At 66.1% G+C, this 25,934-nt stretch carries 29 protein-coding genes; 10 read left to right on the plus strand and 19 right to left on the minus strand.

The window, feature by feature from the left end:
* Positions 1 to 2: 2 nt before the first annotated feature.
* Entirely contained in the window at positions 3 to 236 is a 234-nt protein-coding gene (locus GA0116996_RS27935; protein ID WP_141693721.1) for a hypothetical protein, read from the minus strand.
* A 22-nt stretch (positions 237 to 258) separates the two neighbouring features.
* Between GA0116996_RS27935 and GA0116996_RS08680 the strand changes: the two genes are divergently transcribed.
* Positions 259 to 2,235: a diguanylate cyclase domain-containing protein gene (locus GA0116996_RS08680; RefSeq protein ID WP_165835125.1), complete on the plus strand. Its 1,977-nt coding sequence runs from the start codon at positions 259 to 261 to the stop codon at positions 2,233 to 2,235.
* Between the two features lie 107 nt (positions 2,236 to 2,342).
* Here GA0116996_RS08680 and GA0116996_RS08685 read toward each other — a convergent pair whose 3' ends face one another.
* From GA0116996_RS08685 to GA0116996_RS08710, 6 genes are all read right to left on the minus strand, one after another.
* Positions 2,343 to 4,082: an ABC transporter substrate-binding protein gene (locus GA0116996_RS08685; RefSeq protein WP_425248309.1), complete on the minus strand. Its 1,740-nt coding sequence runs from the start codon at positions 4,080 to 4,082 to the stop codon at positions 2,343 to 2,345.
* Positions 4,083 to 4,202: 120 nt separating this feature from the next.
* A complete protein-coding gene (locus GA0116996_RS08690; protein WP_092309459.1) occupies positions 4,203 to 4,511 on the minus strand; it encodes a DUF2160 domain-containing protein in 309 nt (102 codons plus the stop codon).
* A gap of 28 nt (positions 4,512 to 4,539) precedes the next feature.
* A complete protein-coding gene (locus tag GA0116996_RS08695; protein ID WP_092309462.1) occupies positions 4,540 to 5,406 on the minus strand; it encodes a carbohydrate ABC transporter permease in 867 nt (288 codons plus the stop codon).
* Positions 5,399 to 6,292: a carbohydrate ABC transporter permease gene (locus GA0116996_RS08700; protein WP_375790477.1), complete on the minus strand. Its 894-nt coding sequence runs from the start codon at positions 6,290 to 6,292 to the stop codon at positions 5,399 to 5,401. The genes GA0116996_RS08695 and GA0116996_RS08700 overlap by 8 nt, the downstream gene beginning before the upstream one ends.
* A complete protein-coding gene (locus GA0116996_RS08705; RefSeq protein ID WP_092309805.1) occupies positions 6,289 to 7,395 on the minus strand; it encodes an ABC transporter ATP-binding protein in 1,107 nt (368 codons plus the stop codon). The genes GA0116996_RS08700 and GA0116996_RS08705 overlap by 4 nt, the downstream gene beginning before the upstream one ends.
* A 1-nt stretch (position 7,396) precedes the next feature.
* Positions 7,397 to 8,518 carry an ABC transporter ATP-binding protein gene (locus tag GA0116996_RS08710; protein WP_092309465.1) on the minus strand — a complete coding sequence of 374 codons (1,122 nt, stop codon included), beginning with the start codon at positions 8,516 to 8,518 and terminating at the stop codon, positions 7,397 to 7,399.
* Positions 8,519 to 8,675: 157 nt separating this feature from the next.
* Between GA0116996_RS08710 and GA0116996_RS08715 the strand changes: the two genes are divergently transcribed.
* The gene (locus tag GA0116996_RS08715; RefSeq protein WP_092309468.1) at positions 8,676 to 9,446 is read left to right on the plus strand and encodes a DeoR/GlpR family DNA-binding transcription regulator; all 771 of its coding nucleotides are present in this window, start codon (positions 8,676 to 8,678) and stop codon (positions 9,444 to 9,446) included.
* A 145-nt stretch (positions 9,447 to 9,591) separates the two neighbouring features.
* On the opposite strand, the gene purU is transcribed toward GA0116996_RS08715, so the two are convergent.
* The gene (purU, locus tag GA0116996_RS08720; RefSeq protein WP_092309471.1) at positions 9,592 to 10,458 is read right to left on the minus strand and encodes a formyltetrahydrofolate deformylase; all 867 of its coding nucleotides are present in this window, start codon (positions 10,456 to 10,458) and stop codon (positions 9,592 to 9,594) included.
* Positions 10,459 to 10,578: 120 nt separating this feature from the next.
* On the minus strand, positions 10,579 to 11,454 hold the full coding sequence (locus tag GA0116996_RS08725; RefSeq protein WP_092309474.1) for an NUDIX hydrolase: 876 nt from the start codon (positions 11,452 to 11,454) through the stop codon (positions 10,579 to 10,581).
* Between the two features lie 56 nt (positions 11,455 to 11,510).
* Between GA0116996_RS08725 and glpK the strand changes: the two genes are divergently transcribed.
* The 4 genes from glpK to GA0116996_RS08745 all read left to right on the plus strand — a co-directional run bounded on the left by glpK (position 11,511) and on the right by GA0116996_RS08745 (position 15,682).
* Complete coding sequence (gene glpK / locus GA0116996_RS08730; RefSeq protein WP_092309477.1) at positions 11,511 to 13,076, plus strand: glycerol kinase GlpK; 1,566 nt, start codon at positions 11,511 to 11,513, stop codon at positions 13,074 to 13,076.
* A 79-nt stretch (positions 13,077 to 13,155) separates the two neighbouring features.
* Positions 13,156 to 14,760, plus strand: a complete 1,605-nt coding sequence (locus GA0116996_RS08735; protein ID WP_092309480.1) for a glycerol-3-phosphate dehydrogenase/oxidase — start codon at positions 13,156 to 13,158, stop codon at positions 14,758 to 14,760.
* Positions 14,761 to 14,832: 72 nt separating this feature from the next.
* Positions 14,833 to 15,210, plus strand: a complete 378-nt coding sequence (locus tag GA0116996_RS08740; RefSeq protein ID WP_092309483.1) for an MliC family protein — start codon at positions 14,833 to 14,835, stop codon at positions 15,208 to 15,210.
* Positions 15,211 to 15,301: 91 nt separating this feature from the next.
* The gene (locus GA0116996_RS08745) at positions 15,302 to 15,682 is read left to right on the plus strand and encodes a hypothetical protein (RefSeq protein ID WP_012353264.1); all 381 of its coding nucleotides are present in this window, start codon (positions 15,302 to 15,304) and stop codon (positions 15,680 to 15,682) included.
* A gap of 41 nt (positions 15,683 to 15,723) precedes the next feature.
* Here the strand turns inward: GA0116996_RS08745 and GA0116996_RS08750 are convergent, their stop codons facing one another.
* From GA0116996_RS08750 to GA0116996_RS08775, 6 genes are all read right to left on the minus strand, one after another.
* Positions 15,724 to 16,008, minus strand: a complete 285-nt coding sequence (locus GA0116996_RS08750; RefSeq protein WP_092309486.1) for a hypothetical protein — start codon at positions 16,006 to 16,008, stop codon at positions 15,724 to 15,726.
* A gap of 104 nt (positions 16,009 to 16,112) precedes the next feature.
* Positions 16,113 to 16,337 (minus strand): hypothetical protein, encoded by a 225-nt coding sequence (locus tag GA0116996_RS08755; protein WP_012353266.1) that lies wholly within the window; start codon positions 16,335 to 16,337, stop codon positions 16,113 to 16,115.
* A 113-nt stretch (positions 16,338 to 16,450) separates the two neighbouring features.
* Positions 16,451 to 16,897 carry a YXWGXW repeat-containing protein gene (locus GA0116996_RS08760; RefSeq protein ID WP_092309489.1) on the minus strand — a complete coding sequence of 149 codons (447 nt, stop codon included), beginning with the start codon at positions 16,895 to 16,897 and terminating at the stop codon, positions 16,451 to 16,453.
* A 137-nt stretch (positions 16,898 to 17,034) separates the two neighbouring features.
* The gene (locus GA0116996_RS08765; protein ID WP_092309492.1) at positions 17,035 to 17,238 is read right to left on the minus strand and encodes a hypothetical protein; all 204 of its coding nucleotides are present in this window, start codon (positions 17,236 to 17,238) and stop codon (positions 17,035 to 17,037) included.
* A 67-nt stretch (positions 17,239 to 17,305) separates the two neighbouring features.
* Positions 17,306 to 17,710, minus strand: coding sequence for a lysozyme inhibitor LprI family protein (locus GA0116996_RS08770; protein WP_092309495.1), 405 nt, complete (start codon positions 17,708 to 17,710; stop codon positions 17,306 to 17,308).
* Between the two features lie 63 nt (positions 17,711 to 17,773).
* A complete protein-coding gene (locus GA0116996_RS08775; protein ID WP_092309498.1) occupies positions 17,774 to 18,235 on the minus strand; it encodes a CopD family protein in 462 nt (153 codons plus the stop codon).
* A gap of 307 nt (positions 18,236 to 18,542) precedes the next feature.
* Between GA0116996_RS08775 and yfiR the strand changes: the two genes are divergently transcribed.
* Genes yfiR through yfiB form a run of 3 tightly spaced genes read left to right on the plus strand, consistent with a single transcriptional unit; the run spans position 18,543 to position 20,937 of the window.
* Complete coding sequence (gene yfiR / locus GA0116996_RS08780; protein WP_092309501.1) at positions 18,543 to 19,145, plus strand: regulatory sequestration protein YfiR; 603 nt, start codon at positions 18,543 to 18,545, stop codon at positions 19,143 to 19,145.
* Complete coding sequence (gene dgcN / locus GA0116996_RS08785; RefSeq protein WP_092309504.1) at positions 19,142 to 20,407, plus strand: diguanylate cyclase DgcN/YfiN; 1,266 nt, start codon at positions 19,142 to 19,144, stop codon at positions 20,405 to 20,407. Before yfiR ends, dgcN begins: the two co-directional genes overlap by 4 nt.
* Before the next feature lie 8 nt (positions 20,408 to 20,415).
* A complete protein-coding gene (gene yfiB, locus GA0116996_RS08790; RefSeq protein WP_092309508.1) occupies positions 20,416 to 20,937 on the plus strand; it encodes an outer membrane lipoprotein YfiB in 522 nt (173 codons plus the stop codon).
* Positions 20,938 to 20,944: 7 nt separating this feature from the next.
* Here yfiB and GA0116996_RS08795 read toward each other — a convergent pair whose 3' ends face one another.
* From GA0116996_RS08795 to GA0116996_RS08810, 4 genes are all read right to left on the minus strand, one after another.
* Positions 20,945 to 21,217, minus strand: a complete 273-nt coding sequence (locus GA0116996_RS08795; protein WP_092309510.1) for a hypothetical protein — start codon at positions 21,215 to 21,217, stop codon at positions 20,945 to 20,947.
* 61 nt (positions 21,218 to 21,278) lie between these two features.
* On the minus strand, positions 21,279 to 22,127 hold the full coding sequence (locus GA0116996_RS08800) for a D-amino acid aminotransferase (protein ID WP_092309808.1): 849 nt from the start codon (positions 22,125 to 22,127) through the stop codon (positions 21,279 to 21,281).
* Positions 22,128 to 22,233: 106 nt separating this feature from the next.
* Positions 22,234 to 22,725, minus strand: coding sequence for a GNAT family N-acetyltransferase (locus GA0116996_RS08805; protein WP_092309513.1), 492 nt, complete (start codon positions 22,723 to 22,725; stop codon positions 22,234 to 22,236).
* 796 nt (positions 22,726 to 23,521) lie between these two features.
* Positions 23,522 to 23,857, minus strand: a complete 336-nt coding sequence (locus GA0116996_RS08810; protein ID WP_092309516.1) for a hypothetical protein — start codon at positions 23,855 to 23,857, stop codon at positions 23,522 to 23,524.
* A 548-nt stretch (positions 23,858 to 24,405) separates the two neighbouring features.
* On the opposite strand from GA0116996_RS08810, the gene GA0116996_RS28240 reads away from it, so the two are divergent.
* The gene (locus tag GA0116996_RS28240) at positions 24,406 to 25,929 is read left to right on the plus strand and encodes a glycosyltransferase family protein (protein ID WP_167355483.1); all 1,524 of its coding nucleotides are present in this window, start codon (positions 24,406 to 24,408) and stop codon (positions 25,927 to 25,929) included.
* Positions 25,930 to 25,934: the final 5 nt, after the last annotated feature.

Genomic DNA, 25,934 nt, shown 5'->3' on the forward strand with positions numbered 1-25,934 from the left:
TTTCAAAAAGCCAGCCTTGCGCTGGCTTTTTTCATTTCCGCATCCGACTCCTTCACCCTTTGCACAAGCACCTCGCGTCGGCGGAATTGCACTCCACTGCTGTTGCAAACAGTTTCGAAATGTTGCTTGACTTCTGCTAACCTTCTTACCGCGTCACCGAACTGGCGATTCTGATCGCGAGCCGGTCGATGAACGCGGAACACCGGGTCAGTGCGCACAAGAAAAAAGTCAATCATGCAGCACTCTTTGAAGTATCGGATGGCGTTGGCCACGGCGGGGGTGGTAACGCTCATCATCGTGCTGCGCGCGCTCTACGCCCAGTATTACGCCTATGACAGCCTGAAGAACCTGCTGCAGGCGCAGCAGGATACGCTGGTCGAGATGGTCGCCGAGCAGCTCGATGAAAAGCTGCAGGGCCGCGCCGCCGTGCTGCACCGGCTGGCGCGCCAGTTCTCTGCCGCCCATGCCGCCAGACCGGCCGACTTGCGCCGCGCGGCGCAGGGGCTGGTGGAAATTCCCGAGACCTTCAATGCCGTGTTCCTGGCTTCGCCCGATGGCGAACTGATATTCAGCACCGCCGTGCCGGACGGCGTGCGCCTGCGCGTCAACGACCGCGACTATTTCCGCGATGTCCTGCATGGCCAGTCATTCGTGGTGTCGGACCTGATCCAGGGCAAACAGACCGATGCCCCGGGCGTGGTGCTGGCGGTGCCGATGCTGGGCCCCGCAGGCGAACTGCGCGGCGTGGTCGGGGGCGTGCTGAATCTGGCGGACAGCAACTTCCTGCGCGAGCTGTCGCACAGCCGGGTCGGCACTACCGGCAGCTTCTGCCTGGTGTCTTCCGGCACCAACCCCCGCTATGCGATGCATCCGGACGTGTCGCGCCTGCTGGCGCCGGCGCGCGCCATCGGCGAAGCCTGCGGCGCCGAGCAGCCGCCCGCGCTGCTGGAAATCCTGACGCCGACCCAGCCCATCGTCGCACGCCACCTGCTGGCGTCCAACGGCTGGGAGGTGGTCGCAGTCCTGCCCGCGGCCGAAGCCTATGCACCGCTGCTCAAAGTGCGCAAGCAGACGCTGGTGATGGGGGCGATCACCATGGCGATCACGGCCGGGCTGATGTGGCTGGTGATGTGGCGGCTGCTGGCGCCGCTGCAGCGGCTGCACCGCGCGGTGCGCCAGCTCGGCACCGACCCGAAAGCGGTGGCGGACCTGCCGGTCGGCCGTGCCGACGAGATCGGCGAACTGGCGTCGAGCTTCGCCGAGGTCGTGGCCCAGCTGTCGGAGCGCGAGGCCGCGCTGCAGGCCGCCAAGGACCGTGCCGCCGCCAGCGAGAAGCGCATCGAGGCAATTGCCAACCATGTGCCGGACTTTATCTCCTTCATCGACATGCAGCAGCGCTACGTCTTCGTCAACGAGGCGTATGCACGGCGGTATGGCTTGCCGGCGCAGCAGATCGTCGGGCTGTCGCTGCGCGAGCTGTGGGGCACGCAGGAATACCTGGCCTGCCAGACCTACCTGCAACAGGCCGGCACCGGCCAGGCCGTGACCTTTACCCGCGAAAGCGCGGACGGCACCGAATACATCGAGATCACCTGCCAGCCGGCGTGGAACGATGCCCAGGACACCGTGGTCGGCCTGCACATGTTCGGGCGCAACGTCACGCACGAGCGCGAAAAGCTGCGCAGCCTGGAAGCACAGACCGTCTCTGACTACCTGACCGGCCTGCTCAACCGCAAGGGCTTCGACCGGCGCCTGGCCGAAGCCATGGCACGCGCAGGCGCCGGCGCGTGCCCGCTGGCGCTGCTGCTGGTGGACCTGGACGACTTCAAGGCGGTCAACGACACCTACGGCCACCCGATCGGGGATCAGCTGCTGGTGGCGTTCGCGCAGCGCCTGCGTGCCTGCGTGCGCAAGGGCGATGCCGTCGCGCGCATCGGCGGCGACGAGTTCGCGGTGATCCTGGACGGCATTGCCGACCGCCATGCCATGGCGTCGGTGGCCAACACCATCGTGCAGGCCGCGCGCATGCCCTTCGTGATCGATGGCCAGACGCTGGCGGCATCGGCCAGCGTCGGCGCGGCGCTACGCGATGCGCGACACGCCATGACCGTGAGCGAGCTGTTCCTGCACGCCGACATGGCGCTGTATCAAGCCAAGCGGCATGGCAAGGCGCGCTATGCCGCGCAGGCGGCCGATACGGCAGAGCCGTCCGGCCTGGCATCGCAAGCGGGCTAGCGCCGACGGGATGAATGCGGCGGGGTTGCTGCCCTCTCCCGCGAGCGGGAGAGGAGAGCACCCAATGGGTCATGCTGGGCCGGACGCTTGCCGCAGCCCAAGATCCCTCAGCGCACCTGCCCCTCCTTCCACGCCTGCAGCAGCTTGTCGTACGGAATGGTCTCGCCCTTGGGCTTCTCGTTGGCGAGCTTCTTCCACGGCGCGTGGTCGTTCGACAGCCACTTGCCCGGATCGCCCTTCGCGTTCAGCTTGGGCGCGCAATGGCTCATGCCGGCGCGCTGCAGGCGCGCCATGACCTGGTCCATCTCTTCGGCGAGCGTGTCCATCGCGGCTTGCGGCGTCTTCTCGCCGGTCACCGCGGTGGCCACGTTCTTCCACCACAGCTGGGCCAGCTTCGGATAATCCGGCACGTTGGTGCCGGTCGGGGTCCACGCCACGCGCGCGGGGCTGCGGTAGAACTCGACCAGGCCGCCATACTTGGCCGCGTTCTTGGTCAGGTAGTCGTGATGGATGTCGCTGTCGCGGATAAAGGTGAGCCCGGTCAGCGACTTCTTCAGCGATACCGTCTTCGAGGTCACGAACTGCGCATACAGCCACGCGCCGGCCAGCTTGTTGGGATCGGTGTTCTTGAAGAAGGTCCAGGAACCCACGTCCTGGTAGCCGTTCTGCATGCCCTGCTTCCAGTACGGGCCGTACGGCGACGGCGTCATGCGCCACTTGGGCGAACCGTCGGCGTTGACCACCGGCAGGCCCTTCTTGGTCATGTCGGCGGTAAAGGCCGTGTACCAGAAGATCTGCTGCGCCACCTGGCCCTGCGCGGGCACCGGGCCGGCTTCGGAGAAGGTCATGCCCATGGCCTGCGGCGGGGCGTACTTCTTCATCCAGTCGATGTACTTGGTCAGCGCGTAGACCGCCGCCGGGCTGTTGGTGGCGCCCCCGCGCGCCACCGAGGCGCCGACCGGCGTGCACTTGTCCTCGGCCACGCGGATGCCCCACTCGTCCACCGGCATGCCGTTGGGCAGGCCCTTGTCGGCGGTGCCGGCCATCGACAGCCAGGCGTCGGTGAAGCGCCACCCCAGCGACGGGTCCTTCTTGCCGTAGTCCATATGGCCGTAGACCTTCTTGCCGTCGATCTCCTTCACGTCGTTGGTGAAGAAGTTGGCGATGTCCTCATAGGCGGACCAGTTGGTCGGCACGCCCAGGTCGTAGCCGTACTTGGCCTTGAACTTGTCCTGCAGGTCCTTGCGCGCGAACCAGTCGGCGCGGAACCAGTACAGGTTGGCGAACTGCTGGTCGGGCAGCTGGTACAGCTTGCCATCCGGCGCGGTGGTGAACTTGGTGCCGATAAAGTCCTTCACATCCAGCCCGGGATTGGTCCACTCCTTGCCGGCGCCGTTCATGTAGTCGGTCAGCGGCAGGATCGAGCCATAGCGGTAGTGCGTGCCGATCAGGTCGGAGTCGGAGATCCAGCCATCGTAGATAGACTTGCCGGATTGCATCGAGGTCTGCAGCTTCTCGACCACGTCGCCTTCCTGGATCAGGTCATGGTTGACCTTGATGCCGGTAATTTCCTCGAACGCCTTGGCCAGGGTCTTGGATTCGTACTCGTGCGTGGTGATGGTCTCCGACACCACGTTGATCTGCGTGACGCCCTTGGCCTTGAGCCGGGCCGCGGCATCGATGAACCACTTCATTTCCGCCGCCTGCTTGTCCTTGGACAGCGACGAGGGCTGGAACTCGTTGTCGATCCACTTCTTCGCTTCCGCTTCGCCCGCCAAGGCGGAACCGCAAGCCAGCGCGGCCGCGCAGGCAAGGGCTGACATCCCCAACGTCACGTGCACTTTCATCGGTGTCTCCTCAAGAATCCCCTGCCCCGGTCGTGTCGTGGGTGGCGGCCCCGGGGTGGGGACAAGCCGCGTTTCCCTGTCATGCTTGTTCAATGCCTGTCAATGCCGGCCGCCGCGGCGCTAGCCCTTGCGCAGGATCAGCGCCAGCACCAGCATCGAAGCCACGAAGCTGATCCACACCGAGGGTTCTTCCGGCAGCGACAGCCAGGCGGCGACCTTCCCGCCCAGCCCGACCCACGCCAGGTTGATCCACGCCGCGCACATCAGCCCGATGAAGAGCCGGTCGCCGCGGGTGGTGGCGATCGGCAGGAAGCCCTTGCGCAGCACCGACGGCGAGCGGATTTCCAGGATCGTCATGCCGACCAGCATCACCACGATGCAGCCAAAGAACACCGCCACCGGTGTGGTCCATACCATCCAGCTCAGCATTGGCGCCGTCTCCCAGCAAAGGCTTGCGTTAAACGCGGCCCATCGCGAAGCCCTTCGCGATGTAGTGCCGCACGAACCAGATCACGATGCCGCCGGGCACGATGGTCAGCACGCCGGCCGCGGCCAGCACGCCCCAGTCCATGCCCGATGCCGACACCGTGCGTGTCATGGTGGCGACGATGGGCTTGGCGTTGACCGAGGTCAGCGTGCGCGCCAGCAGCAGCTCGACCCAGCTGAACATGAAGCAGAAGAACGCGGCCACGCCCACGCCGGCCTTGATCAGCGGCAGGAAGATGGTCAGGAAGAAGCGCGGGAACGAGTAGCCGTCGACATAGGCGGTCTCGTCGATCTCGCGCGGCACGCCCGACATGAAGCCCTCCAGGATCCACACCGCCAGCGGCACGTTGAAGACCAGGTGCGCCAGCGCCACGCCCAGGTGCGTATCCATCAGCCCGATGGTGCTGTAGAGCTGGAAGAACGGCAGCAGGAACACCGCCGGCGGCGTCATGCGGTTGGTCAGCAGCCAGAAGAACACATGCTTGTCACCGATGAACTGGTAGCGCGAAAAGGCGTAGGCGGCCGGCAACGCGACGCCAATCGAGATCACGGTGTTCATCGCCACGTAGATCATCGAGTTCAGGTAGCCCGAATACCACGACGGATCGGTGAAGATGGTCTTGTAGTGCTCCAGCGTGAACTGGCCCGGCCACAGCGACAGCGTCGAGACGATCTCCTCGTTGGTCTTGAACGACATGTTGACCATCCAGTAGATCGGCACGATCGCGAACACCAGGTAGGCCAGCAGGAAGCCGGCGCGCCACCAGGCGGCGCGGTTGGCCTGCGCGGGGATTGCGGTGGGGATCACCGCAGGGACTGCCGAAGAGATCTCAGCCATGGGGCATGTCCTCGCTGCCGGCGGTGCCCGCGCGCTGCATCCAGTTGTAGAGGATGAAACACATGAGCAGGATGATCAGGAAGTAGACGATCGAAAACGCCGCCGCCGGGCCCAGGTCGAACTGGCCGACCGCTTTCTGCGTCAGGTATTGCGACAGGAAGGTGGTGGCGTTGCCGGGTCCGCCGCCGGTCAGCACGAACGGCTCGGTGTAGATCATGAAGCTGTCCATGAAGCGCAGCAGCACCGCGATCATCAGCACGCCGCGCAGCTTGGGCAGCTGGATATGGCGGAACACCGCCAGGCGCGAGGCGCCGTCGATCTGCGCGGCCTGGTAGTAAGCGTCGGGGATCGCGCGCAGGCCGGCGTAGCACAGCAGCGCCACCAGCGGCGTCCAGTGCCAGACGTCCATCACCAGCACCGTGATCCACGCGTCGAAGGCGCTGCCGGTGTAGTTGTAGTCGAAGCCCAGCCCTGCCAGCGCGGCGCCGAGCAGGCCGATGTCGGTGCGCCCGAAGATCTGCCAGATGGTGCCGACCACGTTCCACGGGATCAGCAGCGACAGCGCGATGATCACCAGCACCGCCGACGCCTTCCAGCCCCGCGCCGGCATCGACAATGCCAGCAGGATGCCGAGCGGGATCTCCACCAGCAGCACCGCCAGCGAGAAGCCGAGCTGGCGCAGCAGCGCGTCGTGCAGCTCGCCGTCGCGCAGCACGGTGCGGAACCATTCGGTGCCGACGAACACGCGCCGCTCGGGCGAGATGATGTCCTGCACCGAATAGTTGACGATGGTCATCAGCGGCAGGATGGCGGAGAACGCCACGCACGCCACCACCGGCAGCACCAGCAGCCAGGCCTTCTGGTTAACGGGCTTCAGAGGCTTCATGGCACCAGCTCCTCGTTGACGTAGTAGCAGGTATGCCGGTTGAACACCGACAGCCACGCGGTGTCGCCCGCGCGCAGGCCGGCCGCCTCGGCGCCCAGCCGCGCGCGCAGCGTGCCGGCCTGCGCGCCCGCCTCCTGCACCGTGCCGGTCAGCAGCCAGTAGGTGCCGATATCCTGCGCTCGCTGCACCTGCACCGGCACCGCCTGCGTGTCGCGCTCCGGCGCCAGTTGCAGGTATTCGGGGCGCACCCCGATGCGGAAGCTGCCGGCCGCGCGCAGCGCCGCTTCCACCGACGGCGACAGCGGCGGCATATAGCGCCGCCCGGCCACGTCGATGGCGCCGTCGCGCCATTGCCCCGACAGGAAATTCATGCCCGGCGAGCCGATAAAGTGCCCGACGAAGGTATGCGCGGGCCGCTCGAACAGCGCGTCGGCCGGCCCTACCTGCACCGCCTTGCCGCGCGACATCACCACCACCTGGTCGGCAAAGGTCAGCGCCTCGGTCTGGTCGTGGGTGACGTAGATCAGCGTCAGGCGAAACTCATGGTGGATCTCCTTGAGCTTGCGCCGCAGCTGCCATTTGAGCTGCGGGTCGATCACCGTCAGCGGCTCGTCGAACAGGATGGCCGACACGTCCTGGCGCACCAGCCCGCGTCCGAGCGAGATCTTCTGCTTGGCATCGGCGGCCAGGCCGCTGGCGCGGCGCCCGAGCGTTGACGACAGGTCCAGCATCTCGGCCACGCGCCCGACCCGCTCGCGCACCTGCGCCTCCGGCACGCCGCGGTTGCGCAGCGGGAACGCCAGGTTTTCGCCGACGGTCATGGTGTCGTAGATCACCGGGAACTGGAACACCTGGGCGATATTGCGCGCCTGCGGCGTGGCGCCGGTGACGTCGCGGCCGTCGAAGGCGATGGTGCCGTGCGAAGGCCGCAGCAGCCCGGAAATGCAGTTCAGCAGCGTGGTCTTGCCGCAGCCGGAGGGGCCCAGCAGCGCATAGGCGCCGCCGTCCTCGAAAGTGAAGCGCAGCGGCAGCAGCGCATAGTCGTCGTCGGTACGCGGATGGGGCACATACGAGTGCGCCAGGTCGAGGTCGATGCGCGCCATCTCAGCCTCCCGCCGCCGCGGCGCCGCCGGGCACATCAGCCGCGAGCCCGCCGGGCCGGCGCGGCGCATGGATGCGGCGGCCGTCGGCGTCGAACAGGTAGAGCTGCCCGGGCAGCAGGTGCAGCGTCACCGGCGCGCCCAGCTGCAGGTCGAGCACGCCCGCGAACTGCGCCACCAGGTTGCCAACCGCGGTATCGGCGTGCACGAAGGTGTCCGAGCCGGACAACTCGGCCAGCGCCACGCGACCCGGCACCGCGACCGCCCCGGTCTCGCTCGCCAGGCGCAACGCGGAGGCGCGCACGCCAAGCGTTATCGGCCCGTCCTGTGCCGCCACGCCGGGCACGGGCACTTCGATCGCTCCCGGCAGCGCCACTTTGCCGCCCTCAAGCCGGCCCTCGACCAGGTTCATCGGCGGATCGTTGAAGGCGCGCGCCACGCGCAGCGAATCGGGATAGTGGAAGACCTGTGGCGTCGGGCCGTACTGCAGCAGTTCGCCCGCATCGAGCACCGCGGTGTGCCCGCCCAGCAGCAGCGCCTCGCCGGGCTCGGTGGTGGCGTAGATCACGGTGGCGTCGCCGTGCGCGAACAGCTGGGTCAGCTCTTCGCGCAGCTCCTCGCGCAGCTTGTAGTCCAGGTTGACCAGCGGCTCGTCCAGCAGCATCAGCGGGGCTTCCTTGGCCAGCGCGCGGGCCAGCGCCACGCGCTGCTGCTGGCCGCCGGACAGCTCGGCCGGATAGCGCTCCAGCAGGTGGTCGATATGCAGCCGGGCCGCCAGCTCGCGCACGCGCGCGGCGATCTCGCCGGCCGCCGCCTTGCGCCGCAGCCGCAGCGGCGAAGCGATGTTGTCGAACACCCTGAGCGACGGGTAGTTGATGAACTGCTGGTAGACCATCGACACATTGCGCTCGCGCACAGGCATGCCGGTGACATCGTCGCCGTCGGCCAGCACGCGCCCGGCGCTCGGCCGGTCCAGCCCCGCCATGACCCGCATCAGCGAAGTCTTGCCCGCCTGCGTCGCGCCCAGCAGGATGGTGACCGCGCCTGGAACCGGGGCCAGCGTCATCGGATAGAGATACGCCTGCGAACCTGCCTGCTGTGCGACGCCTTCCAAACGTAGCTGCATCCGGTCTCCGTGTTCGATATGCTGCCGGCATCACGGCTTGCGTTCGATGCAGGCGCACCAATCTTGGCTTCACGCTCGTTTTAGCAACAAAACGAACAGAAAACAATAGTGCACCGCATCATTTTGTTTTCGTTTGTGTTTGAACTAGAATCCCCGCATGACCCTCAATCCCCGCCAGACGGCCCTGCTCGAAGAAGTCCGCACCCAGGGCTTTGCCTCCATCGACGAACTTGCGCGCAAGTTCGGCGTCACGCTCCAGACGGTGCGCCGCGATGTCAACATGCTGGCCGAGAACGGCATGCTGGCGCGCTTCCATGGCGGGGTGCGGGTGGAAGACTCCACCACCGAGAACATCGCCTACCGGCAGCGGCAGGTGCTCAATGCCGAGGGCAAGGCGCGCATCGCGCGCGCGGTGGCGGCGGCCGTGCCCGAGGGCTGCTCGCTGATCCTGAACATCGGCACCACGGTGGAAGAGATCGCGCGCGGGCTGGTGCACCATCGCGGCCTGCGCGTGATCACCAACAACCTGAACGTGGCCAACATCCTCGCCGACAACCCCGACTGCGAAGTCATCGTCGCCGGCGGCGTGCTGCGCTCGCGCGACCGCGGCATCGTCGGCGAGGCGACGGTGGAGTTCATCCGCCAGTTCAAGGTCGATATCGGGCTGATCGGCATCTCGGGCATCGAGGCCGACGGCACGCTGCGCGACTATGACTTCCGCGAGGTCAAGGTGGCGCGGACCATCATCGAGCATTCACGCGAGGTCTGGCTGGCGGCGGATGCCAGCAAGTTCAACCGCCAGGCCATGGTCGAGCTGGCGCATGTGTCGCAAGTGGACCGGTTGTTTACCGACGCGCCGCTGGCGGCGCCGTTCGATCAGATCCTGGCCGACAGTGGGGTGAAGTGTGTGGTGGCAGAGCGGGAGTGAGTGCGCCCGGATGCGATATCGGGCTGCCCCGCTGGCGCGGGCACGGCGGGCGTTGAGGCCTGCCTCGCTGATGCGGCAGGCCTGCCCCCTCCGCCGGCGCCTCCCCCACCAGCGCGCGAGGGAAGCAAAGCGGAGGGAAGAAGGATTACTTGAACACCACGGTCTTGTGGCCGTTCAGCAGGATGCGATGTTCGGCATGCCACTTGACCGCGCGCGCCAGCGCCACGCACTCGACGTCACGGCCGACGGCGGTGAGCTGGTCGGGGTCCATGCTGTGGTCCACGCGCTCGATTTCCTGCTCGATGATCGGGCCTTCGTCGAGGTCGGCGGTGACATAGTGCGCGGTGGCGCCGATCAGCTTCACGCCGCGGTCGTGCGCCTGGTAGTACGGCTTGGCGCCCTTGAAGCTTGGCAGGAACGAATGGTGGATATTGATCGCGCGGCCGGCCAGCTTGCGGCACAGGTCGTCCGACAGCACCTGCATGTAGCGCGCCAGCACCACCAGGTCGATCTTCTGCTCCTGCACCACGTCGAACACGCGCGCTTCCTGCGCGGCCTTCTGCTCGGCCGACGCGTTCATCAGCGGCAGGTGGAAGAACGGCACGTCGTACGACGCCGCCAGCTGGTAGAAGTCGCGGTGGTTCGAGACGATGGCCGCGATCTCTACCGGCAGCCCGCCCGCCTTGGCACGGAACAGCAGGTCGTTCAGGCAATGCCCGATCTTCGACACCATGATCATCACGCGCGGCTTCACCGTGGCATCGTTCAGTTCCCACTGCATGCCGAACTGGTCGCCCACCGGCGCGAACGCGGCCTTCAGCGTGGCCAGGTCGGGACCACCGGCGGCCGGGGTGAAATGCACGCGCATGAAAAAGCGGCCGGCGAACTCGTCCCCGTACTGGTCGGAATCGACAATATTGCAGCCGTGCTGGAACAGCAGGCCCGAGACAGCGTGGACGATGCCCGGCTGGTCAGGGCACGAGAGGGTCAGGATGAATCCGGTGTTGCTCATGGTGTGTGGTTCTGTCTGGGTGGCGCGGCGCAGGGCCGGAAAAGCCAGGGGGGCTCGGTCAGTGCAATGGTCGATACGGCAAGCAATACCGGGACAAGCGGCGATGGACCCTGTGGCGGCTCAGACGTGCTGGCCGACATCGAGCCAGCCACGCCGTCCAAGGGCATCCAGCGTCACCAGTGTCGCATCGACCGTCATGGCGCCGGCCGACATGATAGCAAGCAATGGCGCCAGCTCGATGCGCCGGTGCTCGCTGACCTCGCCGTCCTGGTTGCGCGGAATGAAGTCCGGCGGCAGCAGCAGGTCGTAGACGTAGAGCTGCTCCCACTGCACGCCTTCGGGCAGGTCGCGCAGTACCTCGATCATGCCGTGCGCCTGCACCTCCCGCGCCAGTTCGGGCGGGATGCCGGACTCTTCCTCGCACTCGCGCACCAGCGTCGCCAGCGGATCGCTGCCATGGGGCATGCCGCCGGCGACCAGGTTGTCCCACATGCCGGGGTCGACGGCCTTGGCCGGGCTGCGGCGCGAGATCCAAAGGGCCGGCGGGTCGCCCGCAGCGCCGTCGACGATGCCGTTCATGTGCGAGGCAAAGGTCAGCAGGCCCAGGAAGCGGGCCGCGGCGCGCTCGACCACCGCGACCGCGGGCGCGTCGAGCGCGGGCGTGACTGCGAACAGCTCGTCGCGCCAGCCGCGCACATGGCCGGCGTCGGCCAGCCGGCGCGCCAGCGTTTGCAGCGCGGCTGTGCGCGTGCCGAAATCGTCGCAGCCGGGCAGCAGGGCCACGGCCACGGAGCCATCGCCGAGCGCCTGCTCCGGGCCCAGCACGGCGCCGATGCCGCGCAGGATGCCGGCATGCGTGCGCGAAAGCCAGCCGACCTGCCGGCCAGCCGCCATCAGGCGCAGCTTGGCGGCGGCATCGAAGCCGCTGCGCGCCGCCAGCGAGGCGGCGATCCGTGCCGTGACCTCGGCGGCCGGCAAAGAAGACGTTTCAGCCATCAGGATTCCATGCACCGGCCACGCCGGCGCGCAATGTCATTGTCAGGATCGAACGCATGAACCAGCCCGCCGCGCAGGCGCAGCGCCCTGCCACGTCCCAGCTTCCCGCCGAGCCGCAATACGTGCTGGCGCTCGACCAGGGCACCAGCAGCTCGCGCGCCATCCTGTTCGACCGTGCCGGCAACGTGGTGCGCCTGGCGCAGCGCGAGTTCCGCCAATATTACCCACATCCCGGCCATGTCGAGCACGATCCCTACGAGATCTGGCAATCGCAGCTGGCGGTGGCGCACACGGTGCTGGCCGACGCCGGCATCGGCGCCTCGCAGGTGCGCGCCATCGGCATCACCAACCAGCGCGAGACCACGGTGCTGTGGGACCGCAAGACCGGCGAGCCGGTCGGCCGCGCGCTGGTCTGGCAGGACCGCCGCACCGCGCCGATGTGCGAGGCGCTGCAGGCCGCGGGCCACGGCGAGCTGTTCCGCGAGAAGACCGGCCTGGTCATCGATGCCTATTTTTCCGGCACCAAGCTGCGCTGGATGCTCGACAACATCGAAGGCGCGCGGGAGCGGGCGCAGCGCGGCGAGCTCGCCTTCGGCACCGTCGACAGCTGGCTGATCTGGCAGCTGACCGACGGCGCGCGCCATGTCACCGACGTCTCCAACGCCTCGCGCACGATGCTGTTCAACATCCACAGCTTCGAGTGGGACGACGCGCTGCTGGCGCTGCTCGACATCCCGCACGCGCTGCTGCCCGAGGTGGTGCCCTCCAGCGGCGAGGTCGCGCGCACCGCGGCGCGGCTGTTCGGCATGCCGATCCCGATTGCCGGCATCGCCGGCGACCAGCAGGCCGCCACCTTCGGCCAGGCCTGCCTGGTGCCGGGCATGGCCAAGAACACCTACGGCACCGGCTGCTTCCTGCTGATGAATACCGGCGCGCAGCCGGTCACGTCGCGCAACCGGCTGCTGACCACCATCGGCTGGCAGTACCGCGGCCAGACCCAGTATTGCCTGGAGGGCGGGGTGTTCATGGGCGGCGCCACCATCCAGTGGCTGCGCGACGGCCTGAAGATCATCCAGAGCGCGCCCGAGGCCGAGGCGCTGGCGCGCCAGTGCGACGACAGCGGCGGCGTGGTGCTGGTGCCGGCCTTTGCCGGGCTGGGCGCGCCGCACTGGGACGCCTTTGCGCGCGGCACGCTGGTCGGCATGACGCGCGGCACCGGCCGGCCGCAGATCGCACGGGCGGCGCTGGAATCGATCGCGCTGCAAAGCGTGGACGTGCTCGAGGCCATGCAGAAGGATGCCGGCATCGCGCTGGCCGAGTTGCGCGTGGACGGCGGCGCCTCGCGCAGCGACCTGCTGATGCAGATGCAGGCCGACCTGCTCGGCACCCCGGTGGTACGGCCGCGCGTGACCGAGACCACCGCCCTGGGCGCCGCCTACCTGGCGGGCCTGGCCACCGGCTACTGGAGCGACCCGGTGCAGATCGCGCAGCAATGGCAGGTGGAGCGGCGCTTCGAGCCCAACCTGTCGGCCGACGAGCGCGGCCACCGGCTCGCGCGCTGGCACCGGGCGGTCGAGCGCGCACGCGACTGGGCGCGCGAGGACGACTCCGGCCACGGCTGACACCGGCCGGTCAAACCCGTCCCGTGCCGCGCGCGGGCCACCTCAACACCTTAGCCAGCACCCACCACACACCAGCGTCATGCACAGCCTTCCCACCCCGATCCAGCCGCCCGGCCGCGCCGCCCTGCTCGCCACCCTGGAGCGCGAGCCGCGCTGGGACGTGATCGTCATCGGCGGCGGCGCCACCGGCCTGGGCACGGCAGTCGATGCCGCCTCGCGCGGCTACCGCACGCTGCTGGTCGAAGCCGCCGACTTTGCCAAGGGAACCTCGAGCAAGGCCACCAAGCTGGTGCATGGCGGCGTGCGCTACCTGGCGCAGGGCAATATCAGCCTGGTGCGCGAGGCGCTGCACGAACGCGGCCTGCTGGCGCGCAACGCGCCGCACCTGGTATGGCCGCTGGGCTTCGTGGTGCCGGCCTACCAGATGTTCGACCAGCCCTTCTACGGCATCGGCCTCAAGCTCTATGACATGCTGGCCGGCAACCTCAACCTGTCCGGCAGCCGCTGGCTGAACCACCGCGAGGTGCTGGAGGCCGCGCCCAACCTGGCCGAACACGTCGGCGGGCGCCCGCTGCGCGGCGGCAACCTTTACTTCGATGGCCAGTTCGACGATGCGCGGCTGGCGGTGACGCTGATGCGCACCCTGTTCGACGTCGGCGGCACCGCGCTCAACTACATGCGCGCGACCGGGCTGAGCCAGCAAGGCGGCGTGATCAGCGGCGTCACGGTGCAGGACGCGCTCGGCGGCGCCACCTTCCGGCTGCGCGCCGACTGCGTGATCAATGCCACCGGCGTGTGGGTCGATGCCATCCGCCAGATGGAAGACGGTCATGCGCGCACCATGGTCGCGCCCAGCCAGGGCGTGCATCTGACGCTGCCGCGCAGCTTCCTGCCGGGCGACCGCGCCATCCTGATCCCCAAGACCGATGACGGGCGGGTGCTGTTCGTGGTGCCCTGGAACGGACAAACCATCGTCGGCACCACCGACACACCGCGCCGCGACCTGCCGCTGGAGCCCGATGCAGGGGCCGACGATGTCGATTTCATTTTGGAAACGGCGTCGCGCTACCTGGCCAAGGACCCCACCCGCGCCGACGTCACCAGTGTCTGGGCCGGCTTGCGGCCGCTGGTGCGGGCCACCGGCGAAGCCTCCACCGCGTCGCTGTCGCGCGAGCATACGATCCTGGTGTCCAGGGCCGGACTGATCACCGTCACCGGCGGCAAATGGACCACCTACCGCAAGATGGCCGAAGACGTGATCGAGACCGCGATCCAGCGCCAGATGGTGCGCGCGGCGCCATGCGTGACCGCCGAGCTGCCGCTGCACGGCGCCGCCGGGTTGCCGGCCGACCTGCCGCCGCCGGATTCGGGCTCACCGGACCGCTACTACGGCAATGAACTGAGCCTGCTGCGCGCGCTGCCGGGACACGACCGCATGCTCGCCGGCGCGTCCGGCCTGACCGAGGCCCATGTCCGTTTTGCCGCCCGGCATGAGCTGGCGCGCCGGGTCGAGGACGTGCTGGCGCGCCGCAATCGTGCGCTGTTCCTGGACGCCCGCGCGGCCGTCGATGCGGCACCGGCGGTGGCCGCGATCCTGGCCGAAGAGCTCGCCGAGGATGAAGCCTGGCAAGCACGCGAGGTGGAAAGCTTCCGCGCGCTCGCCGCCGGCTACATGCTCGGCTGATCGCTGGGCGCAGCGGCGCTGCCTCGATCCGGCTCCTTCAACCCGAACACCGACTTTCGACCCGACCACGCCATGTCCGATCGCCTGATCCTGTCCCGCACCCGCATCGCTGTCCTGCTGGCCGTCCTCGGTGCCAGCACCGCGGCCCAGGCCGCCCGCGCGCCGGGCATCGACGGCGTGCGCTTTCCCGAGGTGCGCACCATGCGCTACCAGTGCGACGGCGGCAAGACGCTGACGGTGCGTTATTTCAACAGCCCGGACAACCAGGCCGCGGTGTTCCGCATCGACGGCAAGCCGGTGCTGGCGGTCAGCACGGTGTCGGCGTCCGGCGCACGCTATGTCGGCGGCCGCTACGAATGGTGGACCAAGGGCGAATCAGGCACGCTGCGCGACCTGATGCAGCCGGAAACCGCCGCGCCCGCGCTGGCCGGCTGCCACGCCGGGCCATAAGCGGCAGGGTGCCGGCAGGGTCGCGCCGTGCCACCTTTTGAAGCCGCGGCGTTCCGGGCGATAATGCGGGGATTGAATCAGGGAGAACACCATGGACGAGATTGAAGATCTGTCCGATCTGCCGATGCCCCGCTTTATCTGGGGCTTCGCCGTGATCGCAGGCAAGGGCGGCGAGGTCATGCACGACGAGTTCGAGTATCTGACCCACACCCGCAGCCCGCGCTTCACCTGCCGCGTGGTCGAGCTGGAGGACATGCCGGCCGAAAGCGAAGAAGATGCCATCGACGGCCGCATCGTCCATGATGACGACCCGAGCCGCATGTTCTACATCACCGATGCCGGCATGGCGCTGGTCAACTTCCAGCTGTTCGACAAGATGCCGGACAAGCAGAAGTTCAAGCGCATCTGCGACGAAGCCATCGCCAACTGGATGCTGCGCCGCGAATTCCTCGACGACGAGGAAGAGGACTGAGACAACCCCGGGCCAGCGGCGGCGCGGCCGCCGCGCGGCGCTCAGGCCTGGCCCTGCTCCGGCGGCAGCGCGCCGGCCAGCACTTCATTGAGCAGCCCGGTCATGCCGCCCGGGTGATCGGCGGCCAGCGCCTGCAGGCGCTTCACCAGCGCGCCGTCGAGCTTGCACGCGAACGGCACCAGACCCTGCTCCTGGTCCAGCCGGCGCTGTTCGCGCCGGTCCGGACGGGTCGCGGCACCGGGAATGCCGCCCCGCCCCGCCGCCGCCTGCTTCAGGCTGTTGGCGATCTTCAGGCCCTTGTTTTTTTCCAGGTCCGTTTTCTTCACGGCAGTATCCGAAAGTCTGTAGAGGGCGGTATTGTACGCAGCCGCGGCAACCTGCGGCGCGCGCGCCGCGGGGCATAGGCCCGTGGCGGCTCGTTCGTCGCGGTCTATTCGTCGCTGACTTCGATCAGCTCGGCCGCCACCCGCTGGATTTCCGCATAGACCGGAATCGCGTCCATCGGGCCGGTGCAGCCCACCGCCGTGGCCTGGCTGGCATCGGCGCCGGGCGGCAGGAACACAAAGGCCATGCCCGGCTGCCAGCCGGGATGCTTGCGCAGGCTGTCGTTAAGGATGTCGAGATACTGCGCGCGCGTGAAGACGTGCCTTGCCATCGCTACCTCCGGAATCCGCTGCCGATGCGCCGCGCGGGCGCGGGTGTCATGGCGGGGATCGTAGCATGGCAGGGGTGTCCGGCGTCACCGTGCGGCGCCGGGCGGCGCGCTGGTCAGCACTCGCCCTTCTTGGCCTGGCCGGGGGGGCAATGGTTGCCCTTATCGCCCTTGCCGCCCTTGTCCTGGTGGCCTTTGTTGCCTTTGTCCTTGTCCTTGTCCTTGTACCCGCCCTGATCCCAGCGGCCCGGCACCAGCACCCAGCCGTCGCGCGACTGGATCCAGCGCGGCGACTCATAGACATAGCCGGGGCGCTCGCGCTCCCAGCGTCCCTTCTTCCAGGCGTGCTTGCGGTGCTGATCGTCCCAGTCCCAGTAGCCAGGCATCCAGACGTAGCCGGCGCGCGCCGCGGGTACGGCCTCGTAGATCGGCGCCGGCGGCGGCACGCCGATGGCAATGTTGACCGACACCTGGGCCATCGACGCCGCACTGAGGGTCAGGCCCGAGCCAAGCAACGCGGCCAGCAACAGCGCCCTGGCCGGGCGAAGCGCGCAATCCGTCATGGGAGTCCTTTCTTGTGGAGGAACATGCCCATAGTCTAGTGCGCCGTGGACCGCCGGCAAGGCAAGAATCGATATCGGCCGGTTATGGATGCCGGCGCGCAACAGCCCGGTGCAGCCCCGCTTGTGCGCGGGCGGCGCTAGTGATCCTCAGCCATCGCCTTGAGCTGGGCCTCGCCGGCAACGCGCGCGGCATCGGAGGTGGTGAAGGTATCGTCCGACACGATCGCGCGCCTGACCTGCTGCGCGCTGAAATCCACCAGCGCGATGACCCACACGTAGCGCCCGGACTGGGGTGCGGTCTGCACGAAAGCCTTCAGGTTGTGGCGCGATTCATTGGCCATGATCCATCTCCGGTTGAGACGTGCCGCAGCACAGGGGTCAGGCAACTCTAGCACAAGGCCTGCAAGCTCACCGGCCGGCGGCCTCGGTGGCAAAGGCGCGCAATTCGCGCACGCGCGCGGCGGTCATATCCAGCAGGCAGGTCGCGCCGGCCACGCGCGCGGCGCTGCCGCCGGCAGGATTTGACACAAAAGCGCAATTGGCCTGGCGGTACTCGAGCCAGACCCGCTGCGCCACCCGCAACTGCCCGGTGCGCGGCGCCTCGAGCCGCCGCAGCAGCGACTGGTAAGCGCTGTTCAACGCCGTATCCTGGACCCGCGACTCCAGCGCGGCGCAGTTGAGCATGTCGGCGGTCGACACGGCCTTGCCCATGCAGCGGTTATAGTCGGCGCTCAGGCCGCCATTTTCCGCCGCGGCGGCGGGGATAGCCGCCACGGCCAGGCCGACGACGGCAACATATGCGAGAACGCGCATGGCAGCTCTCCGTTTGCGTGGTTGTGACAAGACGAATCGGACCCTGGCGTCGAGCGGGCGCGCTCAGGCGAGCCAGCGGCCCAGCGTCGCCACGGCGATATTGGCCAGCCCCAGCACGAGGTTGGTCCCTACCGCCTGCCGGATGCGGTTCAAGGCGGCACCGGCGCCTGGCCAGTCCTGCGCATCGACCGCCCGGCCCAGCACCCGATAAGGGCCGAACCACACGTAGCAGAAGATGCCGGCCATGACAACGCCGATGCCCAGCATCAGGTGCCAGTTCCGTGGAGCGCCCGCCATGCCCGTTGCCGCCATCATCGCGCCACCGCTCAGCAGGATCGCCACCACCGACGCCCACACCCATGGGAAGAACCGGGCAAACACGCCGCGCCACAGGCGCAGGCGCGGCGGCGGCTCCAGCAGGCTGCCGGCCACCGGCCGCAGGCACAGGTAGGCGAAGAACATGCCGCCGACCCAGACGGCGACGCCGGTCAGGTGCAGCAGGCGGAAAAGAGGATCGGCGGTCATGGCGGCAGGGGCGAGTTGGACGAGTTGGGGCGATGATCACATTCTAAGTGTTGTGTCCGCCACGGCGAAGCCTGGTATGCCGCCACAGCGGTCACGGCGGGGTTCAGGAAAACAACAGCGGGGCCGATAAACATTTCGTATCACGCCGCGCCACGAGCCGGTCTGCGCAGAACCCGCTCGTGCCGCCCGTTATCGCCCGATCCACCGCAAGGCCCGGACGCTTGACCGCCCGGAACCCGGCCCCAGACAATACGCGCGGCCAGACCACAACACGCAACCGGCCGCCACGCCCCCTTCGTTCCAGACCATGGCGCCTGCCCCAGCCAGCCCCCCGCCGATCCCGCCCGCTGCCCGTGCACGACCGCTGCTGCGCCGCGGCCTGACCGCGCTGTTGCTGGCCGTGACGCTGGCGGTGCTGCCGGCCATGCTGCCGCCCGCGGTGACCGCGCAACCCGCGCCGCAGCGGGCCGACCTGGTCGCGCGCGTGGTCATCAGCCTGCTCGGCTACGCGCGCTGGCCGGTGGAGCGCGATCCCGTGCGGCTGTGCGTGGACAACACCAGCCGCTATGCGGCCCGGCTGAGAGAAGGCGGCACGCTCGCCAATGGCCGCACCGTGCAGACCCGCCAGGTCGACGTGCTGGCCGACATGCTGCACCCGGCGTGCGATGCGCTGTACGTGGGCACCATGAACGAACCGCGCCGCAAGCGCCTGTCGGCCGAGCTGACCGGCCGCCCGGTGCTGGTCATCGCCGAAGAAGACTTCGAGTGCGAGGTGGGCAGCATGTTCTGCCTCAACATCCGCGATAACCAGGTCTCGTTCCGCGTCAACCTCGACACCCTCGCCCGCAGCGGCGTGCACATGCACCCCGGCGTGCTGCAACTGGGCCGCCGCAAGGGAGCCCCGTCATGAGCCAGCCCCAGCCGGTGCGCGGACCTGGCGCGCGCCCTACCCTCTACAGCGTGCTGCGCCGCATTCACCTGGGCGTGGCGCTGATCGCGGTATGCACGGCCGGCCTGGCGCTGACCGCGATCGGGGTCACCGCGCTGCGCGTCTACGCCGACCACAACGTGCGGCTGGTGGCGCGCTCCATCGCCTACACGCTGGAAGCGCCGGTGGTGTTCCGCGACCAGGCGGCGACGGCGGAGACGCTGGCCGCGATCGCGGCCTCGGAAGACATCGCCCGCGCCACCGTCTATGACCGCGACCACCACGTGCTGGCGGTGTGGCAGCGCCCCGGCCAGGCGCCGCTGACCGGCCTGCGCCACGCGCTGGTCGAATGGCTGGGCACCGATGCCGTCGAGCAGCCCATCCTGCACCAGGCGCAACAGGTCGGCATGCTGCGCGTCAGCGGCGACCCGCGCAACCTGCTGCATTTCCTGCTACGGGGCGCGCTGGGGCTGCTGGCCTGCCTGCTGCTGACCGCTGTTGGCGCCCACTACCTGGCCAGCCGGCTGCTGGTGCAGCTTATCGAGCCCTTGCGCAACCTGATGCGGGTGGCCCACGCGGTCCGTTCCCAGCGCGATTTCGCGCAGCGCACGCCGCCGGCCACCATCGCCGAGCTCAATGCCCTCAGCGAGGACTTCAACGGCCTGCTCGACGAGCTGCAGACCTGGCAGAACCAGATGCAGCGCGAAAACCGCTCACTCGCCCACCGCGCCAATCACGATGCCCTGACCGGGCTGCTGAACCGCGCCGCCTTCGTCGAAGCGCTGGAGCACGCGGTGCGCCACGCAGCCGCCAACGACGAATATGCCGCGGTGCTGTATCTCGACAGCGACGATTTCAAGCACGTCAACGATCGCCACGGCCATGCCGCCGGCGACGCGGTGCTGGTCGCGGTGGCCCAGCGCATCCGCGCCAGCCTGCGCAGCCGCGACACCGTGGCGCGCATCGGCGGCGACGAATTCGCCGTGCTAGCCACCGCGCTGCGCGCGCCGGACGATGCGATCCAGATCGCCGAGCATATCCTGCAGGCCATGGCCAGCCCCATCGACCTGCCCGACGGCGGCGCGGTGCAAGCCTCGCTCAGCATCGGCCTGGCCGTCTTCCCCGTCCACGCGCAAGGCAGCCAGGCGCTGCTGCACGCCGCCGACGCCGCCATGTACGGCGCCAAGCGGCGCTCCGGCGGCATCTGGCAAAGCGCCGAGCCGCGCCTGGACGTCACGCAGTGAGAAACCACATGCCTGCAAGCCGTTCTCTGGCCGACCACCGATTTCGCTGGCAGTCCTGGCTGGCCGCCGTCATGCTGGCCTGCCTGGCGCTGGCCGGCTGCCAGACCGCGCCGCCCGGCGGCCGGCTGTCGCCGGCGCAGCTGGCGGTGCTGCAGCAGGAGGGCTTCGCGCTGACTGGGGAAGGCTGGGAGCTGGGCCTCACCGACAAGGTGCTGTTCGGTTTCAACGAGGACCTGATCGAAGGGGACCGCGCCGCCAACGTGCGGCGCATCGGCCGCTCACTGAGCGGCGTGGGGATCGAGCGCCTGCGCGTGGACGGCCATACCGACGACGCCGGCCCTGCGGAATATAACCAGTCGCTATCGGTGCGGCGCGCCGAGGCGGTGGCCGCGCTGCTGGCCGATGCCGGCTTTGCCCGGCACAACATCGAAGTACGCGGACTGGGCAAGGCCCGCCCGGTGGCGGACAACCGCACTGCCGCGGGACGCGCCGAGAACCGGCGCGTCGCCATCATCGTTTCGGTGGACTAGCGCCCGTTCAGTCGCCGAAGGGATTGGGCGCGCGGTTCTCCAGTGCCTCGTTCAGGTCGAACTCGTCGCGCACCTTGTCGACCGCCGCGCGCACACTGGCCGCATAGCCGTGCAGCTTGTCGAAGTCCATGTCCCAGTTGCGGCCGCGCGCGTCGCGCGGATGGGGCTGCGGTGACGGCACGCGGATTTTGGCACCGTCTTCGCCGATTTCATCGATCTGCTGGATACGCCGGCTGACCTCGTCCTGCAAGGCACGCCGGCCGCGCTCACGCTTGGCCATGACTGACTCCTGGCTGAATCCCGATGCATCCTAGCACGCGTCGCGAGCGCCTTGCAGGCGCTTACAACGCCGCCTTGGCCGCCTGGTAAGCCGCATACAAGCGCGCGAACACCGGTCCCGGCACGCCCTTGCCGATCGGACGGCCGTCGATGCTGACCACCGGCAGCAATTCCTTGCTGGCCGACGACAGCAGCACCTCGTCGGCGGCAAACACCTCGTCCCTGGCGATCCGGCGCGACTCCAGCGCAATGCCCATCGCCTCACAGATCTCCTCCATGAAGCCGTAGCGGATGCCCTCCAGGATCAGGTTGTCCTTGGGCGGCGCCGATACGCGGCCATCGCGCACCACCCACACATTGGACGCCGACGCCTCGGTCAGCCAGCCGTCGCGGAACTGGATCGCCTCGGTCACGCCCTGCTCCACCGCGTGCTGCGCCGCCAGCACGTTGCCGAGCAGCGAGGTCGACTTGATCTGGCAATTCAGCCAGCGCCGGTCCTCCATGGTCACGCACGCGACGCCCTGCTCGACCATCTGCGCCGACGGCAGCGCCATCGGGTTGGTCATGATCAGCACCGTCGGCACCACCTCCTTCGGGAACGCATGCGTGCGCTTGGCCACGCCACGGGTCACCTGGATATAGACCAGCTGATCCGACAAGCCATTGGCCTTGACCACCTCGCCGACACGCTCCAGCCACTGCGCGGCGCTGTACGGATCGGGAATGCCGATGCCCTCCAGGCTCCGGTGCAGCCGCGCCAGGTGCTGTGCGCCGCGGAAAGGCTTGCCGTGATAGTACGGGATCACCTCATAAATGCCGTCGCCGAAGATAAAGCCGCGGTCCAGCACAGGGATGCGGGCCTCGGAGAGCGGAGTCAGGGTGCCGTTGAGGTGGACGATGGGGTCGGACATGGGATGCATCGGAGGCGTTCGAGAGAGATGCCCGATTCTTTCATGTGCGGCCCGGCAAGGTCATGCAATCTACGCATGAAATCGGCAAGGCGCCGGTCCCTCGTGCTCAGCCTGGCGCCAGCGCTTTGGATAGCAGCACCGTGGTAAAGCCGCTGTCCCAGCTTTCATCGGGATAGAAATCGATCTCGGCATATCCCTGGCGCCGATAGAAGGCGCGGCTCTGCTGGTTGAACGTGTCCGTTTCCAGCCTCGCCTCGCGATGCCCGGCACGGGCGATTTCGGCTTCCGCATGCGCGAGCAGCGCCCCGCCCAACCCCAGCCGCTGCCATGCCCGCCCGACATGCAGTGCCCAGATGAAATTGTTTTCCCAATCCACCATGGCGGCCGGCACGCCGTCCACGCAGGCGACATGGAATTCCTGCAAACGTGCTTCAACGTAGCTGCGGGTCTTGCCTTGCTGTTCGAAGGCGGCTGCGGCGGCCGGCGTCAGGTGCGGCTTCCAGGTGCCGACGTAGGTGTCGATGAGGATGGATTCCACGGCTTGCGCATCTGAAGGCAAGGCGGGGCGGATTTCGAAATTTCTGGCGAGTTTGTTCATGGGTCGAGAGCATAACCGGGACGGGACGGATCGACATTACCCATGGCAACCGGCGAGGGCCGGTTGAGAGACTGCGGACGCCTGCGGACGAAAAGCCCCGGAAAAACGGCAGGTTCGCTTGTTCTTGGGCGCTTCGTGGGCGCTCAGATAGTCTCGGGACCAGAAAGCCTCGCTGGCAGGTTACTTAACATGCGTTAGTCGAACCAAGAACCGTCACGCCGGTGTAGACGCCTGCGCCCCGTAGAACGGTAGGGTTAGTCCCCTAGCAAGATGGGCAGAACTGCCCCAAGTGCGCCTGGGTATCCCAAACGGATGTTGAACACCCCAGACGTAGCGCTGTCACTCCATTTCTCACCGGTGTAGACAACGGTGTACTCCTGTGAGGACGTTCCCACCGGGGCAATTACGCTAAAACGCGCGGTCGTTTCTGATCCAAGCCCGATCAAGTCGTTCCAGCCAGAGGGGCCCGGCGATGAAACGGTCTTGGTTACAGGCGTGTTGTGCTCGCTGATACGGTATCGTCCGATTTCTTTTGGTCCTTCGTACAAGATTAGGTAAGCACCTTGCCCCGACGCTTGCGGATAGATCCACTTAACGAAGAAATATCCAGTCAATTTCGCGGCAATTTCGAATGTTTGCCCCGGCTTGACCGCAGCGGGTCTCGTAACTTCGAGATGTGTCCTATAGACGCCAGCCGTGGCAGCCGACGCCGCCAGCACCAACGGGAGCAATGCCAATAATCTATTTCTTATTCGCATTTTGACTTAGTAGCGATGGTTTAATGTTGCCATGTTCCTCAATTGGTAATAACGATTTCCCGCAAATCCTCACCGTCGCCCCACTTGGTGCATTGATTCGCTCCATCGGCCGTGATCAACTTGTCTGAACTCATCGCCGTCAGCAGAAGAGCTATTTGCTGACGGCCCACGGACGAATTCTCATCTTTAATCATGAAGTACTGAGTGCTTACAGCGCACCCAGGCCGCCCGACCGCAGCGCCGCTTAACGTAAAGTAGACCAGCCCTTCACGAACGTTCAACTTCGTTACCTTTCCTACCGCAGTTCCAGCCATCGCGTGCGATACAATGCCAAATACAGCGAGTACTCCAACTGCAAGAGACTTCAATTTCATGTCGCCCTCAAATTGTAACGATCTGTAAGAGCTCAATACCATACATTGTTACACTGCGGCTGGCGATTTATTTTTTCTTATATCTGACGTCAACAATATTGTGTTCCGCAAGACTGCCTGTGCCGTCACGGGCGTAGCAAAGAAATCATTTGTGCCTTTGTCAGAACTCTTACCAAAGAACTCGCACGGCGCCGTCAGAGTGTAGCAATGACCATCGTTCGAGAGCGGCCTCAATGAAGAGCATGCTGCCGAAACATAGCGCTGGGACCATCACTATGTGATCGGCTGTGTCTGGAGAGTTTCGAGAATATGAAGAAAATTTCGGAAGGTCAGGCTGTCAATGGATCCTGCAGCTGATCAGAAAAAATTCAAGCGAAATAGGTGTTTTGCTGTGGATGCTGTCGAACGAGCCAAGCACGGAAATTTGACAGCGTCCTCCACACAAGCGTCTATGCATGCTTGTGTTGTACAGTACCTTGTCACAGATCTTTTGGCCCGGCCCTGAGGAAGGCCAACGCAGCTTAACACTCAATCCGAGCTCAAAAACCATGCAAAAACAAGCCTCAATTAGCACAAAATACTGCGATCTGCTAATTATTGACGAGATGTTGCCCTGCAATTTCTCAACATTCAGGCTACTGGAATATTCACATTATCTAAGGCATTTCAAATCCTCGATTCTCCTCACAACGGAAGGCTGGCACGGTGGTTACTCTAATCTCGGATTCTCATCGCAGCTGAGTGAGAGTAACTTGCCGGCGGAAGCGAAGTCACGCATTTTCAAGTTCGATGAACTTCGCAATATTGTCCCCAAGTTGGCGTACATTACGTTCTTGAACAACGCCGACCAACTACTCCCATATTTGGAAGAGCGCGCAGTCCCTTTTGTCTTGCAGCTTTACCCTGGAGGTGGCTTTGACCTGCATACGGACATTGCCGACGCCAGACTTCGCCGCGTCGTAAATTCACCCCTGTGCCGAAAAGTTATCGTCTCACAAAATGTCTCGCATACGTACGCGCTCGATATAACCAAGGCTCCACTCGAAAAATTCGAATTCATCTATGGCGGAGTGTACGAGACACACAATGGGTTCGATTTCCACCGAGACAAAAAATTTTATGGACGCAACAAAGATACCCTTGACATTTGCTTCGTCGCGCATCGATATGGCAACGATGTCAGAAAAAAAGGATATGACCAGTTCATTGCCATCGGAAAAGCCTTGGCCCCGTCGTTTCCGGACCTGCAGCTTCACGTCGTCGGTGACTATACGCCGGATCAGATTCCGCTTGATGGAATTACCGACCGCATTATTTTCCACGGCAAGCAACCGAATTCTTTCTTCAAAGAATTCTACCCGAGCATGGATATCATCCTGTCCGTTAACCGACCAGCAAACGAGGGCGGCAGCGGAGCATTTGACGGATTCCCGACTGGCGCGTGCATGGAAGCCGGCTTCAGCGGTGTACTCAACTGCATTAGCGACCCACTCGGCATGAACGTCGCCTTCACCGATGATGTCGATATTATTCTACTGGACTACGAAACGCAAAAATCAGCACAGAAAATATCGAAACTCCTACGAGACCTGGACAAGTTGTACGAGCTCGCCTACCGCAACTGGGAAAAGTATTTGGAAGTTTTTGATAAGAATCAGCAATTGTGGAAGCGCTGCCAACTCATCACCAATGAACTTCTCGCCGAAAAACAGCTGATCGTACGTCCGCCATCTCGGAGGAGTGACATGGACATGTCGCTTTTTAGCGAACTGACAGAAAAGCTAAGGCAGGCAGCAGGTAACCATTTGGACGCAGAACGGCGTCACGATAATCTTTTGGCCGAGTATCGAAAGCTCGCAAGCGGGTTCGAGAGCGTTGTAGAGGAGAACAAGAAGCTAGCGGCTCTACTTTTGGCGCAAGCGGAGGCCGTCGCCCCACCCCCGCCTTTCCCGATGCAGGCCCATGGGCGAGCCGAGGTCATGACGCTACGAGCGTTGCGATCGACGCCATTGAGGCGGGCCCGGGCGATATTCAACCGCATTGCCTCGCATTTCCGCCAGACCGTGAACTAATTCTT

Origin of the sequence: Cupriavidus alkaliphilus, from assembly GCF_900094595.1 — a bacterium.
Lineage (GTDB): Bacteria > Pseudomonadota > Gammaproteobacteria > Burkholderiales > Burkholderiaceae > Cupriavidus > Cupriavidus alkaliphilus.